Origin of the sequence: Lactobacillus sp. ESL0677, from assembly GCF_029392875.1 — a bacterium.
Classification (GTDB): Bacteria; Bacillota; Bacilli; order Lactobacillales; family Lactobacillaceae; genus Lactobacillus.
In genome coordinates, this window is sequence record NZ_CP113946.1 from 1,968,159 (window position 1) to 1,988,335 (window position 20,177).

17 protein-coding genes are annotated in these 20,177 nt (G+C 39.5%); 2 read left to right on the forward strand and 15 right to left on the reverse strand.

Going from position 1 to position 20,177, the window contains the following annotated elements:
• Nucleotides 1–38: 38 nt before the first annotated feature.
• From OZX76_RS09545 to OZX76_RS09565, 5 genes are all read right to left on the reverse strand, one after another.
• A complete protein-coding gene (locus OZX76_RS09545; RefSeq protein ID WP_277179786.1) occupies nucleotides 39–857 on the reverse strand; it encodes a MurR/RpiR family transcriptional regulator in 819 nt (272 codons plus the stop codon).
• 39 nt (nucleotides 858–896) lie between these two features.
• Complete coding sequence (locus tag OZX76_RS09550; RefSeq protein ID WP_277179787.1) at nucleotides 897–2,789, reverse strand: PTS transporter subunit IIBCA; 1,893 nt, start codon at nucleotides 2,787–2,789, stop codon at nucleotides 897–899.
• A gap of 17 nt (nucleotides 2,790–2,806) precedes the next feature.
• Entirely contained in the window at nucleotides 2,807–4,018 is a 1,212-nt protein-coding gene (locus OZX76_RS09555; RefSeq protein ID WP_277179789.1) for an enolase C-terminal domain-like protein, read from the reverse strand.
• 183 nt (nucleotides 4,019–4,201) lie between these two features.
• Nucleotides 4,202–5,227, reverse strand: a complete 1,026-nt coding sequence (locus OZX76_RS09560) for a sugar kinase (protein ID WP_277179791.1) — start codon at nucleotides 5,225–5,227, stop codon at nucleotides 4,202–4,204.
• A 9-nt stretch (nucleotides 5,228–5,236) separates the two neighbouring features.
• Nucleotides 5,237–5,884 carry a bifunctional 4-hydroxy-2-oxoglutarate aldolase/2-dehydro-3-deoxy-phosphogluconate aldolase gene (locus tag OZX76_RS09565; protein ID WP_277179793.1) on the reverse strand — a complete coding sequence of 216 codons (648 nt, stop codon included), beginning with the start codon at nucleotides 5,882–5,884 and terminating at the stop codon, nucleotides 5,237–5,239.
• A gap of 152 nt (nucleotides 5,885–6,036) precedes the next feature.
• On the opposite strand from OZX76_RS09565, the gene OZX76_RS09570 reads away from it, so the two are divergent.
• On the forward strand, nucleotides 6,037–7,017 hold the full coding sequence (locus tag OZX76_RS09570; protein ID WP_277179795.1) for a LacI family DNA-binding transcriptional regulator: 981 nt from the start codon (nucleotides 6,037–6,039) through the stop codon (nucleotides 7,015–7,017).
• A 19-nt stretch (nucleotides 7,018–7,036) separates the two neighbouring features.
• Here OZX76_RS09570 and OZX76_RS09575 read toward each other — a convergent pair whose 3' ends face one another.
• The 6 genes from OZX76_RS09575 to OZX76_RS09600 all read right to left on the reverse strand — a co-directional run bounded on the left by OZX76_RS09575 (nucleotide 7,037) and on the right by OZX76_RS09600 (nucleotide 16,217).
• Nucleotides 7,037–7,783: a DUF4097 family beta strand repeat-containing protein gene (locus OZX76_RS09575; protein ID WP_277179797.1), complete on the reverse strand. Its 747-nt coding sequence runs from the start codon at nucleotides 7,781–7,783 to the stop codon at nucleotides 7,037–7,039.
• A gap of 223 nt (nucleotides 7,784–8,006) precedes the next feature.
• Nucleotides 8,007–9,032, reverse strand: coding sequence for a branched-chain amino acid aminotransferase (locus tag OZX76_RS09580; RefSeq protein ID WP_277181551.1), 1,026 nt, complete (start codon nucleotides 9,030–9,032; stop codon nucleotides 8,007–8,009).
• A gap of 182 nt (nucleotides 9,033–9,214) precedes the next feature.
• The gene (locus tag OZX76_RS09585) at nucleotides 9,215–11,323 is read right to left on the reverse strand and encodes an ATP-dependent Clp protease ATP-binding subunit (protein ID WP_277179799.1); all 2,109 of its coding nucleotides are present in this window, start codon (nucleotides 11,321–11,323) and stop codon (nucleotides 9,215–9,217) included.
• Nucleotides 11,324–11,513: 190 nt separating this feature from the next.
• Entirely contained in the window at nucleotides 11,514–14,054 is a 2,541-nt protein-coding gene (locus OZX76_RS09590) for an ATP-binding cassette domain-containing protein (protein WP_277181553.1), read from the reverse strand.
• Nucleotides 14,055–14,068: 14 nt separating this feature from the next.
• Entirely contained in the window at nucleotides 14,069–14,938 is an 870-nt protein-coding gene (locus tag OZX76_RS09595) for an alpha/beta hydrolase (protein WP_277132467.1), read from the reverse strand.
• Entirely contained in the window at nucleotides 14,904–16,217 is a 1,314-nt protein-coding gene (locus tag OZX76_RS09600) for a PTS sugar transporter subunit IIC (protein ID WP_277179801.1), read from the reverse strand. The genes OZX76_RS09595 and OZX76_RS09600 overlap by 35 nt, the downstream gene beginning before the upstream one ends.
• 139 nt (nucleotides 16,218–16,356) lie before the next feature.
• Here OZX76_RS09600 and OZX76_RS09605 point away from each other — a divergent pair, with 139 nt between their 5' ends.
• On the forward strand, nucleotides 16,357–16,599 hold the full coding sequence (locus OZX76_RS09605; RefSeq protein WP_277132343.1) for a hypothetical protein: 243 nt from the start codon (nucleotides 16,357–16,359) through the stop codon (nucleotides 16,597–16,599).
• 44 nt (nucleotides 16,600–16,643) lie between these two features.
• Here OZX76_RS09605 and OZX76_RS09610 read toward each other — a convergent pair whose 3' ends face one another.
• The 4 genes from OZX76_RS09610 to dltC form a co-directional block, all read right to left on the reverse strand.
• Complete coding sequence (locus OZX76_RS09610; RefSeq protein WP_277179803.1) at nucleotides 16,644–17,399, reverse strand: DUF975 family protein; 756 nt, start codon at nucleotides 17,397–17,399, stop codon at nucleotides 16,644–16,646.
• A 242-nt stretch (nucleotides 17,400–17,641) separates the two neighbouring features.
• Nucleotides 17,642–18,616 (reverse strand): serine hydrolase domain-containing protein, encoded by a 975-nt coding sequence (locus tag OZX76_RS09615; RefSeq protein ID WP_277179804.1) that lies wholly within the window; start codon nucleotides 18,614–18,616, stop codon nucleotides 17,642–17,644.
• Complete coding sequence (gene dltD, locus OZX76_RS09620) at nucleotides 18,616–19,923, reverse strand: D-alanyl-lipoteichoic acid biosynthesis protein DltD (protein ID WP_277179806.1); 1,308 nt, start codon at nucleotides 19,921–19,923, stop codon at nucleotides 18,616–18,618. The genes OZX76_RS09615 and dltD overlap by 1 nt, the downstream gene beginning before the upstream one ends.
• A complete protein-coding gene (gene dltC, locus OZX76_RS09625; RefSeq protein WP_277179808.1) occupies nucleotides 19,916–20,155 on the reverse strand; it encodes a D-alanine--poly(phosphoribitol) ligase subunit DltC in 240 nt (79 codons plus the stop codon). Before dltC ends, dltD begins: the two co-directional genes overlap by 8 nt.
• Nucleotides 20,156–20,177: the final 22 nt, after the last annotated feature.

A 20,177-nucleotide genomic window follows, 5' to 3' on the forward strand; every position in this document is an offset into this window, starting at 1 on the left:
AAAAAATATCCAGCATAATGCTGGATATTTTTTATGCCTTATTTTTCACGAAAAGTATAAAGATACATTTTCAAATATAAGACACTAGCAAAAATAAAGTAGGGATCTTTGACAGATAGGTACTGACCATCTGTAACTTTTAATTCGACTGGATCAACAAAAATATTGTAATTACTCAGGCGCGAGATTTCATTATCAACGCGCTCAACCACAGAGATGAATGGCACCCCGCTCGTTCGCAACTGTCTAGCAAACAGTCTTGCGTTATCGGAAGTCCCCTTTAGCGTAATCAAAATCACAATGTCATCTTTAGTTAGCGACTTAGGTAATGACGACAACTCATCAACACCTTCAATGAAGAAAATGGTGATATTAATCGTTAAGAATAACCGTCTAATTTCTTGAGCAATATTTCGCTGCAGCGTTCCTGTACCATAGACAAAAACTTTTTTGCTCTTTAATAATGCCCGACAAATATCAGTAAAGTCCTTACTAATTATTTGTTCAACAAATTCATTAATTTGTACCTGATATTGATGAAAAATATCTTCATCAATTCTAGGAACAATACTTTCCTGCTTGAGCAAATAGCGCATTTCTGAAAATCCTTGTAAAGAAATTCTTTTAGAAAAACGAACGATTGCTGACGGCGATACGTTACATTTGGATGCTAGTTGTGTCAAATTTAATGATAAAACCGATTTCTTAGAAGATTTTATGACCCGCCAAATATGTTTATCAGTATCTGTAAGCCGCTCAAAGTTTTTAATTACTAGATCGTCAATCACCAGCACTACCTCCATTAAATGAACTATCATCAATAAAATAATTCGTTGACTAATTGCATTGTCTGTCATTATTCTATCTATTTCAAGTACATTAAACAAAGAACCTGATTATGCGAGGTACAACAAGTTTTCACTCACATCTATTTGCTTTAGATTATCTTCCGGCTTTTCAACTTGATGACCATTATTATCTGTAATAATCATGACTACTATCGGATCATAACCAGCCTTTTTAATGTTAGCTAAATCCATTTTAATTAGCGGCTGACCTTGTTTGACTTCTTCGCCCTGCTCAACTTCTGCAGTAAAGCCCTTGCCGTGCAGATCAACTGTATCAATTCCTAAATGCAGCAAAATTTCACAGCCTGTCTGGGCATCTTTAAGTCCGATTGCATGTTTAGTCTTTGCTAGCATCACTACCTGACCCGTAACCGGTGAAGTTACTTCACCAGTTGTTGGTTCAATCGCAATTGTTTTACCTAAAATTTCTTGAGCAAAAGTTTCATCATTAATATCTTTAGCAGGCACAATTTGGCCTGCAACTGGAGCAACTACTTCACCAGAATTGCTGTTTGTAGTTGCAACTGGCTCAGTATCAGCAACATTTTTACCAGCTTTAGCTTGTTCCCATTCTTGAATCTTCTTATTAGGATCAAAGAAGAAGTAAACTAGCGAACCAGAAACTAACATCGCCGTAATATGAATAATAAAGTAGTTAATCAATGCTTGTTTACTGTACAAATATGTAACTAAACCCGGAATAGCGGCTACGCCCATACCAGAACTTGCGGCATGCAGTAAACCAGCTACCATCCCTGAAACAGCACCACCACATAGGGCAAAGATAAATGGCGTCCCAAATTGTAAGTTAACACCAAAGATAGCAGGTTCAGTAATTCCCAAAAATGCTGGCAATGATGAAGAAGTGTATAGACTGCGCTTCTTAGCATCCTTAACTTTCAATCCTGTTACTAGAGCTGCGGTTGCTTGAGCGATAATCCCACCAGTAATCATTGCGTTAAATTGGTTGAAACCAGTAGTAGCAAGCAGACTAGATTCTAGTGCTAAGAAGATATGGTGCATCCCCGTAACCACAATCGCCTGTTGGGTACCACCAATAATTAATCCACCTAAACCAAATGGCAGATTGATTACAGCCTTAGCAACAAACAAGATACCGTGTTCAATCTCCTGACAAACTGGCCCAATAACTAACAGACCAAGTAATCCTGAAATCAGCAGTGTAACAAACGGTGTAATTATTAAGTCCAAACTATCTGGAACTATCTTTTTCAGTTTTTTCTCAATATATGCAGCTAGCATAACTACTACTAACGCAGGTAACACCGACCCAGCATAGCTGACAACATTGTCTTGAATGCCAAAGATATTAATCGTCAGTGCCTTTGCCGTTCCCTTAATAATATCGTTAGGGTTAGGCAAGAGTGGGTTAACTAACATCAAACCGAGGATTAATCCTAATACTGGTGACCCACCAAACTGGCGCATTCCTGACCATGCAATTAAAACTGGTAGGAAGGTAAATGCTGTTTTCATCAAAACCGTGGCAATAGTCAATGCAGCTGGACTCATGTGGACATTAAACGCCGTCAAGCAGTTAATAATCCCACTGAATAATCCAGTCGCAACCAAAGCAGGAATTACGGGGATAAAAATATCTCCCAAAATTCGGGACACCTTTTGTGGTAAGGACATGCCCTCATATTGACTAGCTTGCCCGCCATCTTGGTTATCGTTATTAGACACCAAATTGTAAATTCGGTCTACTAGCCCAGTACCCAAGATAACTTGGAACTGATCACCAGAGTAAAATTCACCCTTAACGCCAGCAATTGAACTAATACCGTCTTCATTAATCTTACTTTTATCAAATGGCGTAATTCTAAGTCTAGTTGAACAATGTGACACGTTCTTAATATTATTTTTTCCGCCTATGTTTGCCAAAATTTCTTTAGCAATATTACGATCATTGGTTTTCAACGGTCTTACCTCCTTATTTATGGTCTAACGCAAGTGCCATCTGGCAATCTGCTAATTGTCCAATCACTGGTCCAATCATCCTTAAATGAAATTTCCGGATATTCTTTAGCTGCTTCTTCATCAATATCAACGCCGATACCAGGACGGTCATTAACATAAATATAACCATCACGAACAGTAGGGGTCCCCGGAAATACCCGATAGGTATTTTCCTTAATGCTATTGCTCCACTCCTGAACACCACAATTATGTGAAGATAAACTCAATTGGGCATTGACAGCATGACCAATAGCTGACAAGTCTCCCGGGCCATGCCATGAAGTCTGAATGCCGTACAAATCGGCAAAAGCAATTAACTTCCTGATTGGAGTAATGCCACCAATCTGACTAATATGACATCTGATAAAGTCAATATCACGATCCTGAATGACCTTCATCCATTCGCGCGGATTATTAAACAATTCACCCATCGATAGAGGCACACTTGTCTGCTCCCTAACTCTACCTAACCAATCCATTTGTTCTAGTGAAACAACATCTTCCATGAACAATGGTGAAAACTTTTCCATTTTTCTTAAAAAAATAATTGCTTGATTAGGCGTCAATCGTTCATGAACATCATGAATTAGTCTTATCTTGTCACCGAACACATCATGAACCTTAGTAAAAGCTCGTAAAACTGTGTCCATATACAAGTATGGATCATAATAAACACCATCATTAGGCCCAGTCACTGAACCATAATCTGAACCACCATAACCGTTAACTTGAACCCGAATATTAGTCCAACCTTGGTCGACCTTACCTTGAACCTGCTTAACGGCATCATCTACCGAAGAAGCATCAACATGGGTATATGCAGGAATGGCATCACGACATTTACCGCCAAATAGTTCATATAGTGGCATGTCAGCCAACTTCCCCTTAATATCCCACAAGGCCATGTCAATTCCTGCTACTGCATTATTGAGAACTGGACCATTGCGCCAGTATGAGTTAGCTGTGCAGGCCTGCCAAATATCTTCAATATTGTTTGGGAATTTTCCAATCAACATCGGCTTAAGATAGCTGTCAATTGCCTTCTTAACAACCTTAATTCTTTGAGTAAATGTTGCGCACCCAACACCATAAATGCTTGGGTCATTTGTCAACACTTTGACAACTAACAAATTTATTCCTTCCGGAGCAGTGATAATGGTTTTAACATCTGTTATTACCAATTTCTTCATGAATCCTTCACCTCTCACTTTCTAAAACAGTTTTTATTGTAAGGGCTTCATCAAAAAATAGATATACTTCTTGACCATTTGAATTTTTACTTCACAAGTTGAACTATTTTTTATTTCTTAAAAAATTTTTTAAACAAAAAAGAGCCTTACAACCGTAAGACTCTTACTAGTTTATAAAAATTTTTATCTTAAAACACGCATATTGCTCTGCTTATCCATTACCGCACGAATTTCTGCATCAGTAACCAAATTAAGATCGCCGCTAATGGTCAGTTTCAAAACGCTGGCAGCAATCGCGTAATCAAGTCTATCTTGAGCGCTGAAATCATGCAACAAGCCGTGCACTAGACCAGCACCAAAGGCATCGCCAGCAGCAACACCTTCCCACACGTGCATCTTATAAATTGGCGTTTCATAAACTTGCCCGTGATCAATCATCAGCGCCATCCATTCCGAATCCTCAACAGAATGAATGTTGCGTAAGACGCTGGCAACAGTTTGACACTTAGGGTATTTAGCAGTGATGGCCTGCATCCCTTTAATAAAAGCATCTTTTTGTTCAATACCGCAGCTCATATCACCATCAAAAGCCTTGATACCCAATGTTGCTTCAAAATCTTCATCATTTGCCAAACAAACATCGACATACGGCATTAGTTGCGCCATTGCCTGTTGTGCCTTTTCTGGAGACCACATTTTACCGCGATAATTCAGATCGCACACAACCTGAATATCATGCTCAAGACAATACTGACAAGCCGCTAATACTGCCTGAAACATTTCAGTGGAAATAGCAGGCGTAATTCCTGAAAAGTAGAAATAACTGGCGTCTTGCAAAATTTCGGCCCAATCATATTCTGCCGCCTTTGAAACTGCAAAAGAACTACCAGCACGATCATAAACCACACTGGTGTTGCGAACACTCGCACCTTTTTCAAAGAAATAAATACCTAGTCTTGGTCCGCCAATTCGTATTTCAGCTGTATCAACACTATAGCGGCGCAAAGTTCCTAAGGCTGCTTGGCCAACTGCGTTTTGCGGTACTTTAGAAACAAACTGCGCATGATCGCCAAGTAATGACAACGACGTTGCTACATTAGCTTCCGCACCACCGTAAAGACCCGAAAAAGTATCAGTTTGAATAATCCGTTGGTTCTCTGCTGGCTTAAGTCGCAGCATCATTTCGCCAAAAGTTACTACCTTCTGCATTCGTCTCACCTATTTTCCTTGGATTCGTAAAATTTCCTTATGGTAGGCTTCTGCTTGTTTAGTCACTGCATCGTAGTCACCTTTAGCAGCTGCTGCTGTTAAGTTGCTGCCGGCACCAACGACAACAACACCGGCTTCGAACCACTCGCGCATGTTCTCAAGGTTAACGCCACCAGTTGGCATAATGTTAACTTGAGGCAATGGTGCCTTAACTGCCTTGATAAAGCCGCGACCCAAGACACTGCCTGGAAATACTTTGACAATTTCTGCACCATAACGCATTGCTGTTTGAATTTCAGTAACTGTCATGCAGCCTGGCATGTAAGGAATTTGGTATTCATTACACAATAATGCTACTTCCTTATCAAAGGATGGCGCAACGATAAATTTAGCACCAGCCATAATGGCAATTCTTGCAGTAACAGCATCTAATACTGTACCGGCACCAACAACAACTGCTGGGTCAGCGCTATATTCATCGTGAAGCTCGCGAATAATTTCATCTGCTTGTGGCGCGGTGAATGTTAATTCGATCGCCTTAACGCCGCCTTTAATACAAGCAACTGCTGTTTTGTAAGCTTCTTCTTTTGACTTGCCGCGAACAACAGCAACCACACCCGCATTCTGCACTGCAAGTAATGTTTCAGTCTTTTGCATAATATTTCCTCCAATTTTTATCACTAATTATAACTTTATGGTAAACCTTTACCTTAATTTTTTCAATCATTATCTTGGCAGTAAAGATAATTCATCCCTCCTAATTAGTTGTTTGCTATAATAGCGATATAAACATTGGATTTGAGGCTTTTATGAAAAGAAAAACAGCTAGTATTAAAGACGTCGCTAACCTAGCAGGCGTATCAATCGCAACCGTGTCACGATTTTTACACGGAAAATATAATCGGATGTCACAAATGACTGCCCAAAAGGTTGCTAGTGCAATTGAACAACTAAATTACGTGCCTAATGCAGCAGCTCAACAATTGATTACCAATAAAAGTAAAACGATTGCAATTATTGTAGCCAATATTGCCGACTCATTTTCAACCGAATTATTTAAAGGAGCCAGTTCAGTTCTAGAGCCCGTCGGTTATACAACAGTGATGCTCGACACCGACTCGCAGCAACAAAAGGAAGAACATTTAATCAATGCCGTTGGTTTAAACACTTATGATGGCCTGATTTTACAGCCTTTAAGTAGCGACGTTGCCACGATTAAAGATGAGGTGCGCCGCAAAATCCCCATCGTTATCCTCGATCGTAAATTAGCCTACTCTCCCTGGCCGCAAGTTTTAAGTGATAATCGCAGTGCTAGCTATCGCGCCGCTAAATATTTTCATCAGCATCATTGCACCGATGCAATTGTCTTATCTTCACCAATTTCTGTCGCTTCTACAAGACAAGAACGGTTAGCTGGAATTAAAGAAGTCTATCCTCAGGCAACAATCCTAGAATTTAACGACGAGAGCAATCAAAATGCTGTCTATCAAAAAATAGGTAAAGCTTTAACTAATAATCAAAAAACTGTTTTGTTTTTTCTCGAAGAACGGTGGCTACTTGCCCTGTTGCCACGGCTAATCAACGATAAGCTACTTAACGAAAAGAAACTACAAATTTCAGGCTTTGCCGATACCGATTTAATTTCAACGATTTGGCCCACTGCTAAAATGATTATTCAAAATCCTTACCAAATGGGTAAAAGTGCTGGTCAAATCATGCTTAATTTACTAAACGAAAATCGGAATATTCCCGAAGTCACAACCATTAAAACGGAATTTAAGCCAAAATAGGTACTAACAAATTTCTGATTTAGCTAATCGTAATGCCACCTGTAATTGTAGTAATTTTCACATGATTATCGCTAGTGAAGTTTCTGCCTGTCTGATTGGCAAAGCAGCGCACATGCCCTGCTACTGTTGATAATTGATAGTCACTGGTTGGATCAGCTTGAGTAATGCGCACACCACCGTTAGTTAGCTTCAGGATATTTTGCCCCAATAATTGACTGGCATCAATTTTAGCACCTCCATTTTTTAATCGGGCATCAAGAGTCAGTTGACTGTGATTAATTTTGATACTGCCATTGGCAATTCGCAGCATTGTCTGTGGCAAACTAGATTGTGTAATTGTTACAGAACCATTGGCCGTTTTAAGTGCCACTTGCCCAGTAACTTTCAGTCCATTTAATTTGCTGGCACCATTTTTAAGCTCCAATGCTAAATTACTACAAGTAATAGCGGCAAGATTGACGCTGCCATTACAATCATTAATCTCAATCATGTCTAAAGATACTGCACTAGGAATGGTAATTTCAATTCGAGGTTGCTCTAGGTATAAGTGAAGTAAATTAAGCTGAACAATATCGACATCACTTTCAGTAACAATTAATTCATTGCCATTGACCTCAGCGTGTAAAGTCTGTCTCTTAGTATCTGTAAGTGTAACTTGGTAAGATGTTGCGGCGGTAATCGTAACGGTCGCATTTTTAACATTAATTTTGATATTGGTAAAAGTAGCAGCGGGAATTGTATGTGTCATTTGATTAATAAAAGTCATAGTTGTCCTCCTTGTATGTTGTTTTGTTATACTCATCATTAAAGACTTATTATTAATAAAAACAATCAAAATTCAGTAAGTGGTCGGTTACCATGCCTAAGAGGTAGTAATATACAACTAAAAATATTGCTGTTCTCTTTAAGACCAAGACCATAATAAAACCCCGAAATTAGAAAAATCTAATTTCGAGGTTTCGTTTCATTTTATATTTTTCGGTCAAATTTTAATCAATTGTTTGTACCCAACCTTCAGGGCCCTCTTTATCACCATATTGGATAGCAATCAATTCATTGTACAACTTAGTTGTGACAGGGCCAGTCTTGTCTTCACTGTAAATGACATGCTTTTGTCCCTTGTAAGTGATTGAACCAACTGGCGAAATTACGGCAGCCGTGCCCATTGCGCCAGCTTCCTTCATCTTAAAGGCTTCTTCCAAAGTAATTTGACGTTCAACTGGGTTCAAGCCTTGACGCTTAGCAACTTCGAGCAGAGATCTCTTAGTGATTGAAACCAAAATTGATTCGGATTTTGGTGTGACAAATTGACCTTCTTGAGTAATACCGAAGAAGTTAGCACCACCAAATTCATCAACATACTTGTGCTCACGTGGATCAAGGTACAAGCAATCGGCAAAGCCTTCTTTATGTGCTTCAACTGATGGCAATAAGCTGCTGGCATAGTTCCCCGAAGTCTTAGCTTGACCCGTACCAGCATAAGCAGCACGGTCATACGGACTAACTTTGTAAGCTGCTGGATTCAAGCCTTTAATATATGCACCAACTGGTGTAGCGAAAATCCGCAGAGTATATTCTGTCGCTGCAGCAACACCCAAAGCTTGTGAGGTGCCAATCATAAATGGCCGAACATAAAGCGTTGCACCGCTATCATATGGTGGAACATATTCTTTATTAGCCAACACAACTTGCTTAACCGCCTCAACAAATTTATCTTCTGGATATGGCGGCATTGCTAAACGTTCAGCTGATAAAGCAAACCGGTGGGCATTTTGATCAGGCCGGAACAGATTAATTTTACCGTCTTTTCTACGATAAGCCTTCAGACCTTCGAAAATTTCCTGACCATAGTGCAACACTTCCGCACCTTCGGAAAGAGTCACAGTCGAATCTTCGACTAATTTTCCTTCTTGCCATTCACCATCTTTATATTTAGCTTCATAACGATATGGTAGATCGCGATATTCAAAGCCTAGATTATTCCAATCAAGATCTGCTAATTTTTGTTTCATCAGAGTACCTCCACTTATTAATTTTTAGAATAGATATGAAAATTTATGCCATGTTATTTTCATAATTATTTAATTGCTACCTAATTTAACTCATAAAGATACAGATGTCAACAGCAGATGATAGTTTCTTCTACCTATATATAACAAAAACGCCACTTTTAAAAAGTGACGTTTTTAAAATTAAATTATTTCTCTTCTTTTGCGACTTTTTCGGCGTCGGCTTCTACCTTGGGATTAATATCCAATATCGCCTCACCGTTCAAGTAAACATGCTTATCATCAGCAGTAAACTTAACTTCTTTAGTATCTGGTTCCTTCATTAACAATTTAGCAATTGGCGTTTCCAAATCTTGCTCAACTACCCGACGCAATGGCCGTGCACCAAATTTCTTGTCGTAACCCTTCTCTGCGATATAGGCCTTAGTTTCATGTGAAACATCAACCTGAACTTTTCTCTTGGCAAGAACTTGGTCCATCTTCTTGAGGTAAATATCGATAATCTTGGTCATATCTTCTTCACTCAAAGAGTTAAACGGTACAATTGCATCCAGACGGTTCAAGAACTCAGGTCTAAAGTAAGCTTCTAGTGCCTGAATCATCTTATCGTGGTCAACTTTGCCATCTTTAAGTAGATTATCAGAAAAGCCGGCATTAGAAGTCATAATTAAGATTGTATCCTTGAAGGAAACAGTCCTGCCTTGAGCATCTGTTAAGCGACCATCATCCATAATTTGTAATAATGCGTTGAAGACTTGTGGGTTAGCCTTTTCAATTTCATCAAACAAAATCAAACTATACGGCTGGTGACGGACTTTTTCAGTTAATTGACCACCCTCACCATAACCAACATAACCTGGAGCAGAACCTATTAATTTGTTAACTGCCATTTGGTCTTGATACTCTGACATATCGAGGCGAATCAAGTGGTTTTCACCACCGAACAACTGAATTGCTAATTGCTTGGCCAGTTCTGTCTTACCAACACCAGTTGGGCCAGTGAGCAGGAATGAACCAGTTGGGCGATCATTATCTTTGAAAACTTGCTTACGCGCAATCGCGTCGGTAATAATATCAATCGCACTATCTTGATCAATTACCGCCTTCTTTAGTCGTTTAGCTAAGTCAAGATTATGTTGCCCCTCGCTTGCGTGCAATTCACTCATCGGAATCTTGGTTCTTGCTTCAATTAAGGCATAAATATCTTGAGCCGTAACTCGCGGCGTTGCAACATCATGAACATGATCCTTTTTATCGGTCAATTCCTTGATTTGCTTCTTTAAATCACTAGCTCTAGTATAGTCTTCCTTTTCAGCAGCCTCTCTCTTCTCGTGTTCAAGATGCCCAATTCGCTCCTGCAGACTAGCTTCATCTTCGGGAACAGTATCCAGACCTTTTTTGGCACCAGCTTCATCCATTAAGTCGATTGCCTTATCTGGTAAATACCGACCTTGAATGTAACGCTGTGACAATTCAACGGCTAAGCGCAAAGCACTGTCATCATATTTAACATGGTGATATTCTTCATACTTTTTCTTTAAGCCTTCCAGAATTTTAACAGTCACATCAGCCGATGGCTCTGGTACTTGTACTGGTTGGAAACGCCGGGCCAAAGCTGCATCGTTTTCAATTCTACGGTATTCACTGGTGGTTGTTGCCCCAATTAAATTCAAATCACCGCTAGCCAAAGCTGGCTTCAAAATGTTGGCAGCATCGCCGCTATTATTTTCAGAATCAGTTGAGCCAGCACCGACAATATTGTGCAATTCATCAATGAACAAGATAATGTTCGGATCTTTTTTAGCTTGGTCAATGACCTTCTTCAGGCGTTCTTCAAAACTGCCCCGCAAACTAGAACCTGCAACCATATCATTAATATTAACATCGATAATATGCTTGTCCTTCATTTTGTCTGGAACATCACCGCTCGCAATCTTTTGTGCCAAGCCCTCAACAATCGCTGTCTTACCAACACCGGCAGGACCGACTAAGACAGGATTATTCTTTTTCCGCCGACTTAAAATTTCAATTACTTCCTGAATTTGCTCATCACGACCAATTACGGGATCGTATTTATGCTTTTTTGCCTGCTCAACTAAGTCAACACCAATTGGCTTGTCCTGCTTAGGGTCTGGACCAGCAACCGGACTTTGACCATTAAAATTTTGCGGCGATAGGTGCATATCACCTGAATAATGGATTGGTATTGAGCCGTTGTCAGAATCCTTCATATTACCAAAGAAGGAATTGTTTAATTCGTTAAATAAATTATCAAAATCGTTATCAAAGTATGCCATTTATTAACACCCCTTATTATAGTTTTTCGTCTGCAATTAGCACTCTACTAATCGGAGTGCTAACCTGTTTACATCCTAAATTATAACAGGTTATCCACAAATAGCAAATTATTTGTCTCACTTTTCCACAATGTATAGCTTTATTCTTAGGTAAACAAAAAAATGCCGATAAATCGGCAATTTGCATAGACTATTTATTATTTTTTTGATATAAATCATAGTGTTTACGCAAATATTTTGCAGTCAAGCTTGTGGAATTTTTGGAAATATCCACAGGCATACCTTTGGCAACTATTTTACCTCCCTGCTGACCACCACGTGGTCCCATGTCAATCATATAATCACTATTAGCTATCACATCTAAGTCATGAGTAATTGTAATAATTGTTGCCTGCTGAGCTAACAATTTTTGCAAAACCACTAGCAATGTCCGCACATCATACGGGTGTAAACCAACTGTCGGCTCATCAAAGACAAACAGACTACCCTTTTGCTTACGGTGCAGGTGACTAGTTAGTTTTAACCGCTGCGCTTCACCACCTGATAAAGCTGGCGTTGACTCACCTAAATGCAAATAGCCCAAGCCCATATCGTGCAAGGTTGTGACTGTTTTTTGAATTGCCGGCACTTTGGCAAATAATCCTTGATTGAGTACATCATCAACTGAAAGAGCTAAAACATCCGCAATACTCAACCCCTGCCATTTAACTTGCAAAACTTTGGAGTTATAGCGTCGCCCGCCACACACAGAGCAAGTTTCCACCATATCAGGCAAGTATTGAATATCAAGTGCAATTACCCCCGTCCCACCACAGGCTGGACAGGCACCTTCTTTATTATTATAAGAAAAATGAGTGGCCTTATATTTTAACTGCTTTGCTAGTGGCTGGTTAGCGAATAATTTGCGCAAATTCGTCATAATATCAGTATACGTCGCAACCGTTGAGCGCTGATTTTTACCAACTGGCGCAGAATTTACACTAATCACATTCGTAATTCCGCTGGCTGCTAAATCTTTGACCCAAGCTGGACCAGACTCAGACTTTTTTTGCGCCTCAAGTGCTGGTAACAGCGAATCAAGAATCATCGTTGTCTTGCCAGCACCGGAAAAGCCAGTAATTGAGGTCAAGCGACCAACAGGAATTTGCGCGTGAACATCGTGCAGATTAAAGCGATCAGTAACTGTAAAAGCAATCTTCCCCTTGGCAAACAAAGTATCTTCCTTAGCCTGTAGCCTAACTTGTAAAGGTGCGTCACCTGTTAGATAAGGGCCAATGTGTGAATTTTCATTTTGCTTAATCTGATTAGGCGTGCCTTGAGCAATAATTTGGCCACCTTGACTGCCAGATCCTGGGCCAATTTCAATAATCCAATCGGCTGCGTTAATAATTGATGTTTCATGATCAACAACGACCAAGGAGTTACCCTGATTAACTAATTCATGAAAAACATCAATCAATCCAGCTACATTATCTGAGTGCAGACCAACAGACGGCTCATCTAAAACGTACAATACACCAGTCGTTTCTGTTCTAAGCGTCCGGCCCAACTGTATTCGCTGCAACTCTCCCGTTGATAAGGTGCTAGCTTGCCGCGCCAAACTTAAATAATCTAAGCCCAACTTTAACAGCGGCTTAACCTGATGCATCAATTCACCGGTTAAATTTTGAGCTAGCGCCTGCATATCTTCTGGTAATTCAGTCAAAATCGCTTGCATATAGTCACCCAACTCACCCAGAGTTAGTTGCTCTGCCGCTACAATATTTTTACCGGCAACTAGCTGCGTCCAGCGACTAGGATCAATCCGCGAGCCGTGACAACGTGGACAGGTGCTAAAACGGTAAAAGGCGTTAATCCGCTCTAAGCCACGTTCTGACTTGGTAGTTTTACGCGAATTAGCAACAGCATTATAGGCATTTTCATATAAAGCATCTAAATGATAAACTCGTCCAGTTGAAGTTGGAAGATCAATTGGGATTTTTCGTTCTTCACCATGTAAAACAATCTGCTTTTCCTTAGCTGTTAATTCTTTATACGGAATATCGGTGCGAACGCCGAGCTCACGTGCAATCCGCCACATCCAGTTACGTCCCGGAATCTGCCATGTGGCCACAGCCCCTTGCTCAAGCGATAAATTTTTATCGGCAATAATCTTGTCGTCATCAATCTGCTCAACTGTTCCCAAACCCTGACATTGTGTACAGGCGCCATCAGAATTAAAGGCAAAATCTTCCGCACTAAACGCATAAAATTTAACACCACAAGTTGGACAGATTATTTGTCCCATTGCATCCCCCGATAGGTCCATTGCTTGAGCAATTTTAATTGTTGGCGCCACCCGATGACCGTTAGGACAAACTGGTGAGCCCAACCGTGAAAAAATCAGCCGTAAAATATTAAAAATTTCGGTTACCGTGCCAACCGTCGACCGCACACCAGGGATTGTCGGCCTTTGCCGTAATGCCAAAGCTGACGGAATATGTTTTACCTCATCAACGGTGGCTCGACCAACTTGGCTAATTCGGCGTCTGGTATAAGTCGCTAGCGAATCAAGGTAACGCCGCGCACCTTCAGCATATAAAATCCCCATCGCCAAGCTTGATTTTCCCGATCCGCTAAGACCAGAAATAGCAACAAACTTATGCAGCGGAATATTGACATTTATATTTTTCAAATTATTTACACGGCCACCACGTACTTCAATTTGAGTTGGCTGCTCTTGATATTTCATGTTCATTGTCCCTTTTATTTATTTGGCTTTGGTTGTCTTTCCGACCTCAACAAATATTGTCTAATCAATTGAACAACCTGCTTATTTTGTGGCAAATCCGAATGGTCGGCTTCTTTACCCGTAACTGTCATTGCCGTATATGATTTAACCTGATTTTGAAAAATAAACTTGCCTGCTGCAACACTTGATTCAGGAACGATGCCATCTGACTCATAATTTTTACCACCGGATAATGAATACACTCGCAAATTCTTAGGCAATTTGGAGCGACTTTTAATAAAATCAGCCAGCATTTGCGTGTGATTAGCCATATTATTTTCCGTAAAATTATACGGCGTCCCTAAGGTCATCAGGCACTTCATTTTCGTCTCACTAGAATAGTCTGCATAATAATGCTCAAGCCAGTACGTCCAAATTAAGCCACCGTTAGAATGACCAAACGCCTTAAAATTATTGAATTTATAATTACTCATTAGCGAGTCAAAGGCAATATCCAACCAATGTGCCTGCTTTTTAATATTGGCATAACCATCCTTATTATTATCAAAGCCAATAATAATGAACGGTTCTAGGTCATTTTTACCAATTGAACCGGTGTAAGAAAGTTTTGATTCACGTGAAACATTAATTTTTAAAACGCTATGATGATGCAGTGTTGTCTTATTCAGCTGGTCGATTAACTGGTTAAACCGCTCAGTTGTCGCACTCGACCCCGGAACCATAATCACTGGCGACAATAATGATTTACTGCGTTCAGCACGAGCATTGTTGGATTTCTTCATCCAATTATATCCTGGAATTGCCAGCAACAGTAATATGATTATCAGCAAACAAATCCACTTAAAATTCTTATTTTTGCGCATTAATCGCACCTTCTTGTTCAGGATTAAGCCGAGGCTCAATCTTCTCACCAATTTTAATAATCGGTAACAATAGACAAGCATCCAACACTAACAAAATTATCGGGAAAACTAATGCCACCCAATCACCATTAGTACCGAAAAACGGAATTAAAATTCCCGGTGTACCCTTTAAAATCGGATAGACTGACACGGGTAAAATATGAAGACTAATCGCACAGGCAGCAAGCAGCATATTTATCAGCGGCAATACTAATATCGGCAAAATAAACAACGGATTTAAAATTAGCGGCATCCCCACAGCAAAGCCCAATGTTGAGCTAAACGCTACTGGTAATAAGCTGAGCAGTGCCAACGCCTCAATCTCATGATTTTTTTGTCTAAGCAAAAGCACCACAATAATTGCCAGCACAATACTTGTACCACCCATCGTCCCATAATTATTAATTAGTGAACTACCTAAAAATTTGTACGGTACATTCCATGAATTACCGTGATGCAACGCATAAGTCAAATTTTCTGCTGTATAAGCATTGTTAATCGTTCCCGACATTGAACGTAGTGGATAGCCAATGCCTAACCACCCTAACAACGTGATTACTGCCGATAATAACATGCCTTCAGCCAAATTATTGGTCGTTTGCATTCGGCTGACAATTTCATTAAAACTCGCAGAATTTAACATTTTTAGTTGGAGTTCATAAATAATAACTCCTAAAATAATACCTAAAATCAATGATACGACCATTGGCAGCACACTTGCCCACGCCCGATGACGAATCCATTTAACGTTCTCTCTTTTAACAAGAACGTACCGTTTGCCCAAAAGATGAAAAACCTGCCCCACACAATAACCGACGATTAACGCAATAAACACACCATCAACCTGCAATAAGCTAGCTGTAAAGGGCACGCGACTATCGCGGCCGCTACTTGAAGCATACGCGCAAAAAAGAATAACTAACACAGCCGCCATGCCAGCCATTGTTGAATCGCGCTGATATATTCGAGCAGTATAACGCGCCATAAAATAGGTGGCATAAACGCCAAAAACGCCAAAAGTCACCTGCACCATTCCGCGACTTACAAAGGAACCAGCATACCATAAATGATCTGACAAAATTTTATCCAAACCAAAAATATTGTAAATCAACCCGTTAGGCGAAAATACAAGATCAAATAAAAGTTGAAAATATGAACCCAAAACAGCAATCGGCATTAACATTACTAGTGTTCTTTGCGTTGCTTGAAAAAATGAACGTTGCCGCAACCACACTACAGTCCTTGTAAAAAAATCAATCATTAATTTACGCCTTTACTTTATTAATCTAAATAATAATACTCAACTCTCTTAAGTCTACCAGCTCTAAACAATTAGTGGTTTTTTAACAGCAAATTTTAAAAAAATGCTATAATGAGTGTAGTTTGTGAAAGGTGAAAAAATGAGTAAGAAGAGAATTGAGTTAAACGAAAAAACAGAAAAATTGGTAGAAAAATATCTTGATGTAAATGAATCTGATATTAATGAATTGACCAATAAGGCGCTGCAGTCGTTTCTTATTAATCATCTCAGTGCTAGCCAAGTCAAAGACGCATTACAAGAAATAGATGGTATCAGCGGGGCAAGCACTAAATATTCAGAACACTTATTTAAAAATAGCATTGACGACTTAAACAGATTCTAAAATCTGTTACTAACTAAAAAAGCAGGAGCTTACTCCTGCTTTTTTTATTCCCTAAATTGGTTACCCGCCAAATTCCGGTAAAATTCTGCCTTAGTCGCTTGAATATATGGTGTCAGTACTAATGAACCAATACCAACACATAGGCCAATTATTGCCGCGTGAGCAAACACTTGATAAAGACTCGTAATACTAATCAAAGCGGTTAATCCAAAACTAATTAAGCCGCTCACTACATACAGCAAAATATACCAGCCCATAAAACTCAGGTCGAGGACAAACAACTCCCACTTGTGTCCAGCCATTAAGTCTTTGCTAGCTGTCACCCCAGCAGTAAACCCAACATGCTGACCACTATCTACCATGTCTTTTACAATATAAGGCGTCATCGCGTAAGAATAAGACTTAATTAACCCGGGGATAACTAACAATAAAAACCATAAAAATTCAAAAACATTTTGCATCAAATAATTGAGCAGTTCTGGAATAAAAAGATTATCATAAAAGGCCGAAAAAGCCGACTTAATAACGTTATCCTTACGACCATCACATAAATTTAAAAAGGTGACCGCGTAACTCAATGCAAAAAAACTAATAAAAATTGATAAGCCAATTTGCAATAACCATTGCAGCTGAACCTTGTAATCCATTCCCGCAATGTTACCGCGCACAGCAAACTGCATATAACTAGGACTAGAAACAATTAAATTAATTACAGAAATAATCAATGCTACGCCAACAGCCCAGCGCCAATTACCATGTAATTTTTCTTTTGCCTCTGCTTTTAATTCTGCTCTGGTCATAGTTAAGCTCCTTTTTATTAGTAAATATAATTTATATTATACACTATTTTTATAAAAATAATAGCAGAAGTTAAGGCATCAAAAAAGCCTAGTTCCACCAACATCGGAACTAAGCTCACACAGTGTTGTGCCGTTATTACTGACCACATATAGAAGTTAGCATTTTCGCTACCGGAGAAAATGAATACTTTCCTATAACGACACAACAAAATTTTAGCATTCAATTTGACAAAAGACAAGGTTTAACCTGTTATATTTTCACTACCAGACTTTAAGCCAATCAGTCGACCCATAATTTGATTAATCTCTGCCTTTAAAATGACAAACTGACCAGCCTTAGTCTGGTTAGACTGGATAATCATCATTGTCTTACCATTATCAGTAGTACGCATAAAGGTATAGTAACCCTCGCCAGCACCATTAGCGGTTTTAACATTGTACTTAATGTTATTGTATAAACCACCATTATAATATACGGGTGGACCAGCTTCATACAGCAACTTGCGACTTGCGTTAGTTAAAATTTTACCAGCTAAAATATAATGCATTACTTTAGCAACATCTTCATTTGACATGACAACAGAACCAGCACCAAGCTCATTACGAGCATCGCGCAAAGCCGCCTTGTGCTTAACAGTAATATAGCGACCATGATGATAAATCATCCCTGGAACCAAACCACTGCCAATAATTTTTTCGGATTTCGACCATAAAAATGCGGTGTGTTTCAATTGTAACGGTTTAATGTAGCTTTCTCGGAACAATTGTTCATAGCTTTGACCAGTAATCTGCGACATAATGCCACATAAATAAATATAATTAAGTGAACTATAATGCCATTGCCCTAGCAGTTTTGACGTAAATATCGTTCTGGCAGCATCGTGATTAATGTTGTCATCGTCGGATATAAAATGCTTACGGCCCAATTTGGCTCCAGGCTTTAAGTCCAGACCAGCAGTCATTGTCAGCAGGTTTTTAATCGTTATCTTTTTAGCTCCCGGAATTTCCGGATAAAACTTACTTAAATGATCGTGCAGATTTAATTTTCCTTTTTGCACTTCGTGCATTACCATTGCGGCCGTCATCGACTTTTGGACAGAATTAATTAAATAACTAGTGTCAGTCGTGTTTTCTGTAGCATAGTCCAGCAAAGTTTTACCATTTTTAATTACTAAAACAGAACCTTTTATTCCCAGAGCATCAATTTTCTGGCGCACTAATTGTCTTTTAAACTTTCCTTCTGACTTGTATCTGCAGGCGTCTTATCAGTTACACTAATTGCATACGGCTTGTTTTGCCATTTTTTAGTGTAAAAATAATTATGAATATTATAGTTATAAGGCAAGTTAGTTTTTGCCATGAACGGCTTAACCGCTTGATCAACTGCAACCCAGCCGCGCCAACCAAGGTGAATCGTATCTTCCATAAAGTACTGTTGTCCGCCGCGTTTTGATAAATCTTCAACGTTAGCAAAACCTTGACTGGCAAGCTGATACTTAATCTTAGAAACGGACCTCTGGTACATCTTTTGTGATAAGCCAGTATAGCTTGCCCACTTATGATTAATTGGCGGTATGATAAACAACACGTTAGTGTGTTGCTTAGCAAACTGCTGCAGCATTAATTCAAAATCACTATATTCAGCTGACTTAGTATAATCAAACTTGCGTTGGCTATTCTTCAGCTTGCGTAAATTCTTTTTATCCAGCCTCGTTCTATAGAAGCTATTATTAATCCCAAACGTGTTGGAATTAGTATGCTTGGCTGCTTGCTCATCAGCAACTTGCTCAAGCCCAGCAACTGAATATTGCTTAGGCAATAGCCTTGCACGAGCGCGAATTTTTTGAATCCGATCACGCAGTTGGAACGTACTAAAGAATTTATCTTCAGTGTTCAACATGCGGCGTTGATTTTCCAAGATAAATCTTTGCGTTGAACTTAATTGCTGACCTTGGGCAACTTTACGCATTCCCGACTTAATTTCACCTTTTACTTCTGGCATCTGCAAGAAGCGCTTAGCTGCGTAACGGTTTGTTATGGTACTCTTTTTGATTCCCAATAAGAAATTGCAAGCTTGCAGCGGTGAGTAATATAAAGTAAACGCGTTCGGGTCTTGACCCTTCTTCGTAAACCATTGCGGTGAAATAATAACTACCGCTTTTTTATTCTTCAATTGCTGCGCTGTGCCCTGCATCCCTAAGAATTGAGCTAGTGATTGACTGCCGGGTCCACCAAGCAAAAATGGCCGATAATTGCGGTGATACTTTTCAGCTAAAACACTTGGGTGTAGCGGGTCCATTCGCGATAATTCACTTGAGCCGTAAAACGGCACATAACCCTCGTCAAAGGCATTTTGCTTCATTCGCGAGCCCTTAAAAATAGTCGTCGTCTGTGAATTAGCTGCTTGATAAATCGAATCTTTCGAAAAAGTTCGCTCCCATGGCAGTAACAAAATCACCAAAAGCAGGATTATAGCGCAGAGAACCGGGCCAAAAATCTGCCACAGTCGGCGTTTGTTATTCATTTTCTAAGCTTTCCACCTTTGCCACAATCTTAGCTGGCGTGTCCCATTCTGTTCTTTCAAATTCTGAAACAGGAACATCAATATCAAATTTTTCTTGCAAGCTAAGCAGCATTTGCACACTTGCCATTGAATCCATTAATCCGCTAGAAAAAATGTTTTCGTCCATTTCATCTGACAAATCTTCACCAGTTAAATCTTGTAAAATTGCTAAAACTTCTTTTTTGGTATCCATTCTTAAAACCTCTTAAATCCTT

Coding starts and splice junctions, on each gene's coding strand:
- OZX76_RS09570 (WP_277179795.1), top strand. CDS start 6,037: ATGAAAAGAAAAACAGCTAGTATTAAAGACGTCGCTAACCTAGCAGGC.
- OZX76_RS09575 (WP_277179797.1), bottom strand. CDS start 7,783: ATGACTTTTATTAATCAAATGACACATACAATTCCCGCTGCTACTTTT.
- OZX76_RS09560 (WP_277179791.1), bottom strand. CDS start 5,227: ATGCAGAAGGTAGTAACTTTTGGCGAAATGATGCTGCGACTTAAGCCA.
- OZX76_RS09600 (WP_277179801.1), bottom strand. CDS start 16,217: ATGATTGATTTTTTTACAAGGACTGTAGTGTGGTTGCGGCAACGTTCA.
- OZX76_RS09565 (WP_277179793.1), bottom strand. CDS start 5,884: ATGCAAAAGACTGAAACATTACTTGCAGTGCAGAATGCGGGTGTGGTT.
- OZX76_RS09610 (WP_277179803.1), bottom strand. CDS start 17,399: ATGACCAGAGCAGAATTAAAAGCAGAGGCAAAAGAAAAATTACATGGT.
- dltD (WP_277179806.1), bottom strand. CDS start 19,923: ATGAATAACAAACGCCGACTGTGGCAGATTTTTGGCCCGGTTCTCTGC.
- OZX76_RS09590 (WP_277181553.1), bottom strand. CDS start 14,054: ATGAAATATCAAGAGCAGCCAACTCAAATTGAAGTACGTGGTGGCCGT.
- OZX76_RS09605 (WP_277132343.1), top strand. CDS start 16,357: ATGAGTAAGAAGAGAATTGAGTTAAACGAAAAAACAGAAAAATTGGTA.
- OZX76_RS09555 (WP_277179789.1), bottom strand. CDS start 4,018: ATGAAGAAATTGGTAATAACAGATGTTAAAACCATTATCACTGCTCCG.
- OZX76_RS09545 (WP_277179786.1), bottom strand. CDS start 857: ATGACAGACAATGCAATTAGTCAACGAATTATTTTATTGATGATAGTT.
- OZX76_RS09585 (WP_277179799.1), bottom strand. CDS start 11,323: ATGGCATACTTTGATAACGATTTTGATAATTTATTTAACGAATTAAAC.
- dltC (WP_277179808.1), bottom strand. CDS start 20,155: ATGGATACCAAAAAAGAAGTTTTAGCAATTTTACAAGATTTAACTGGT.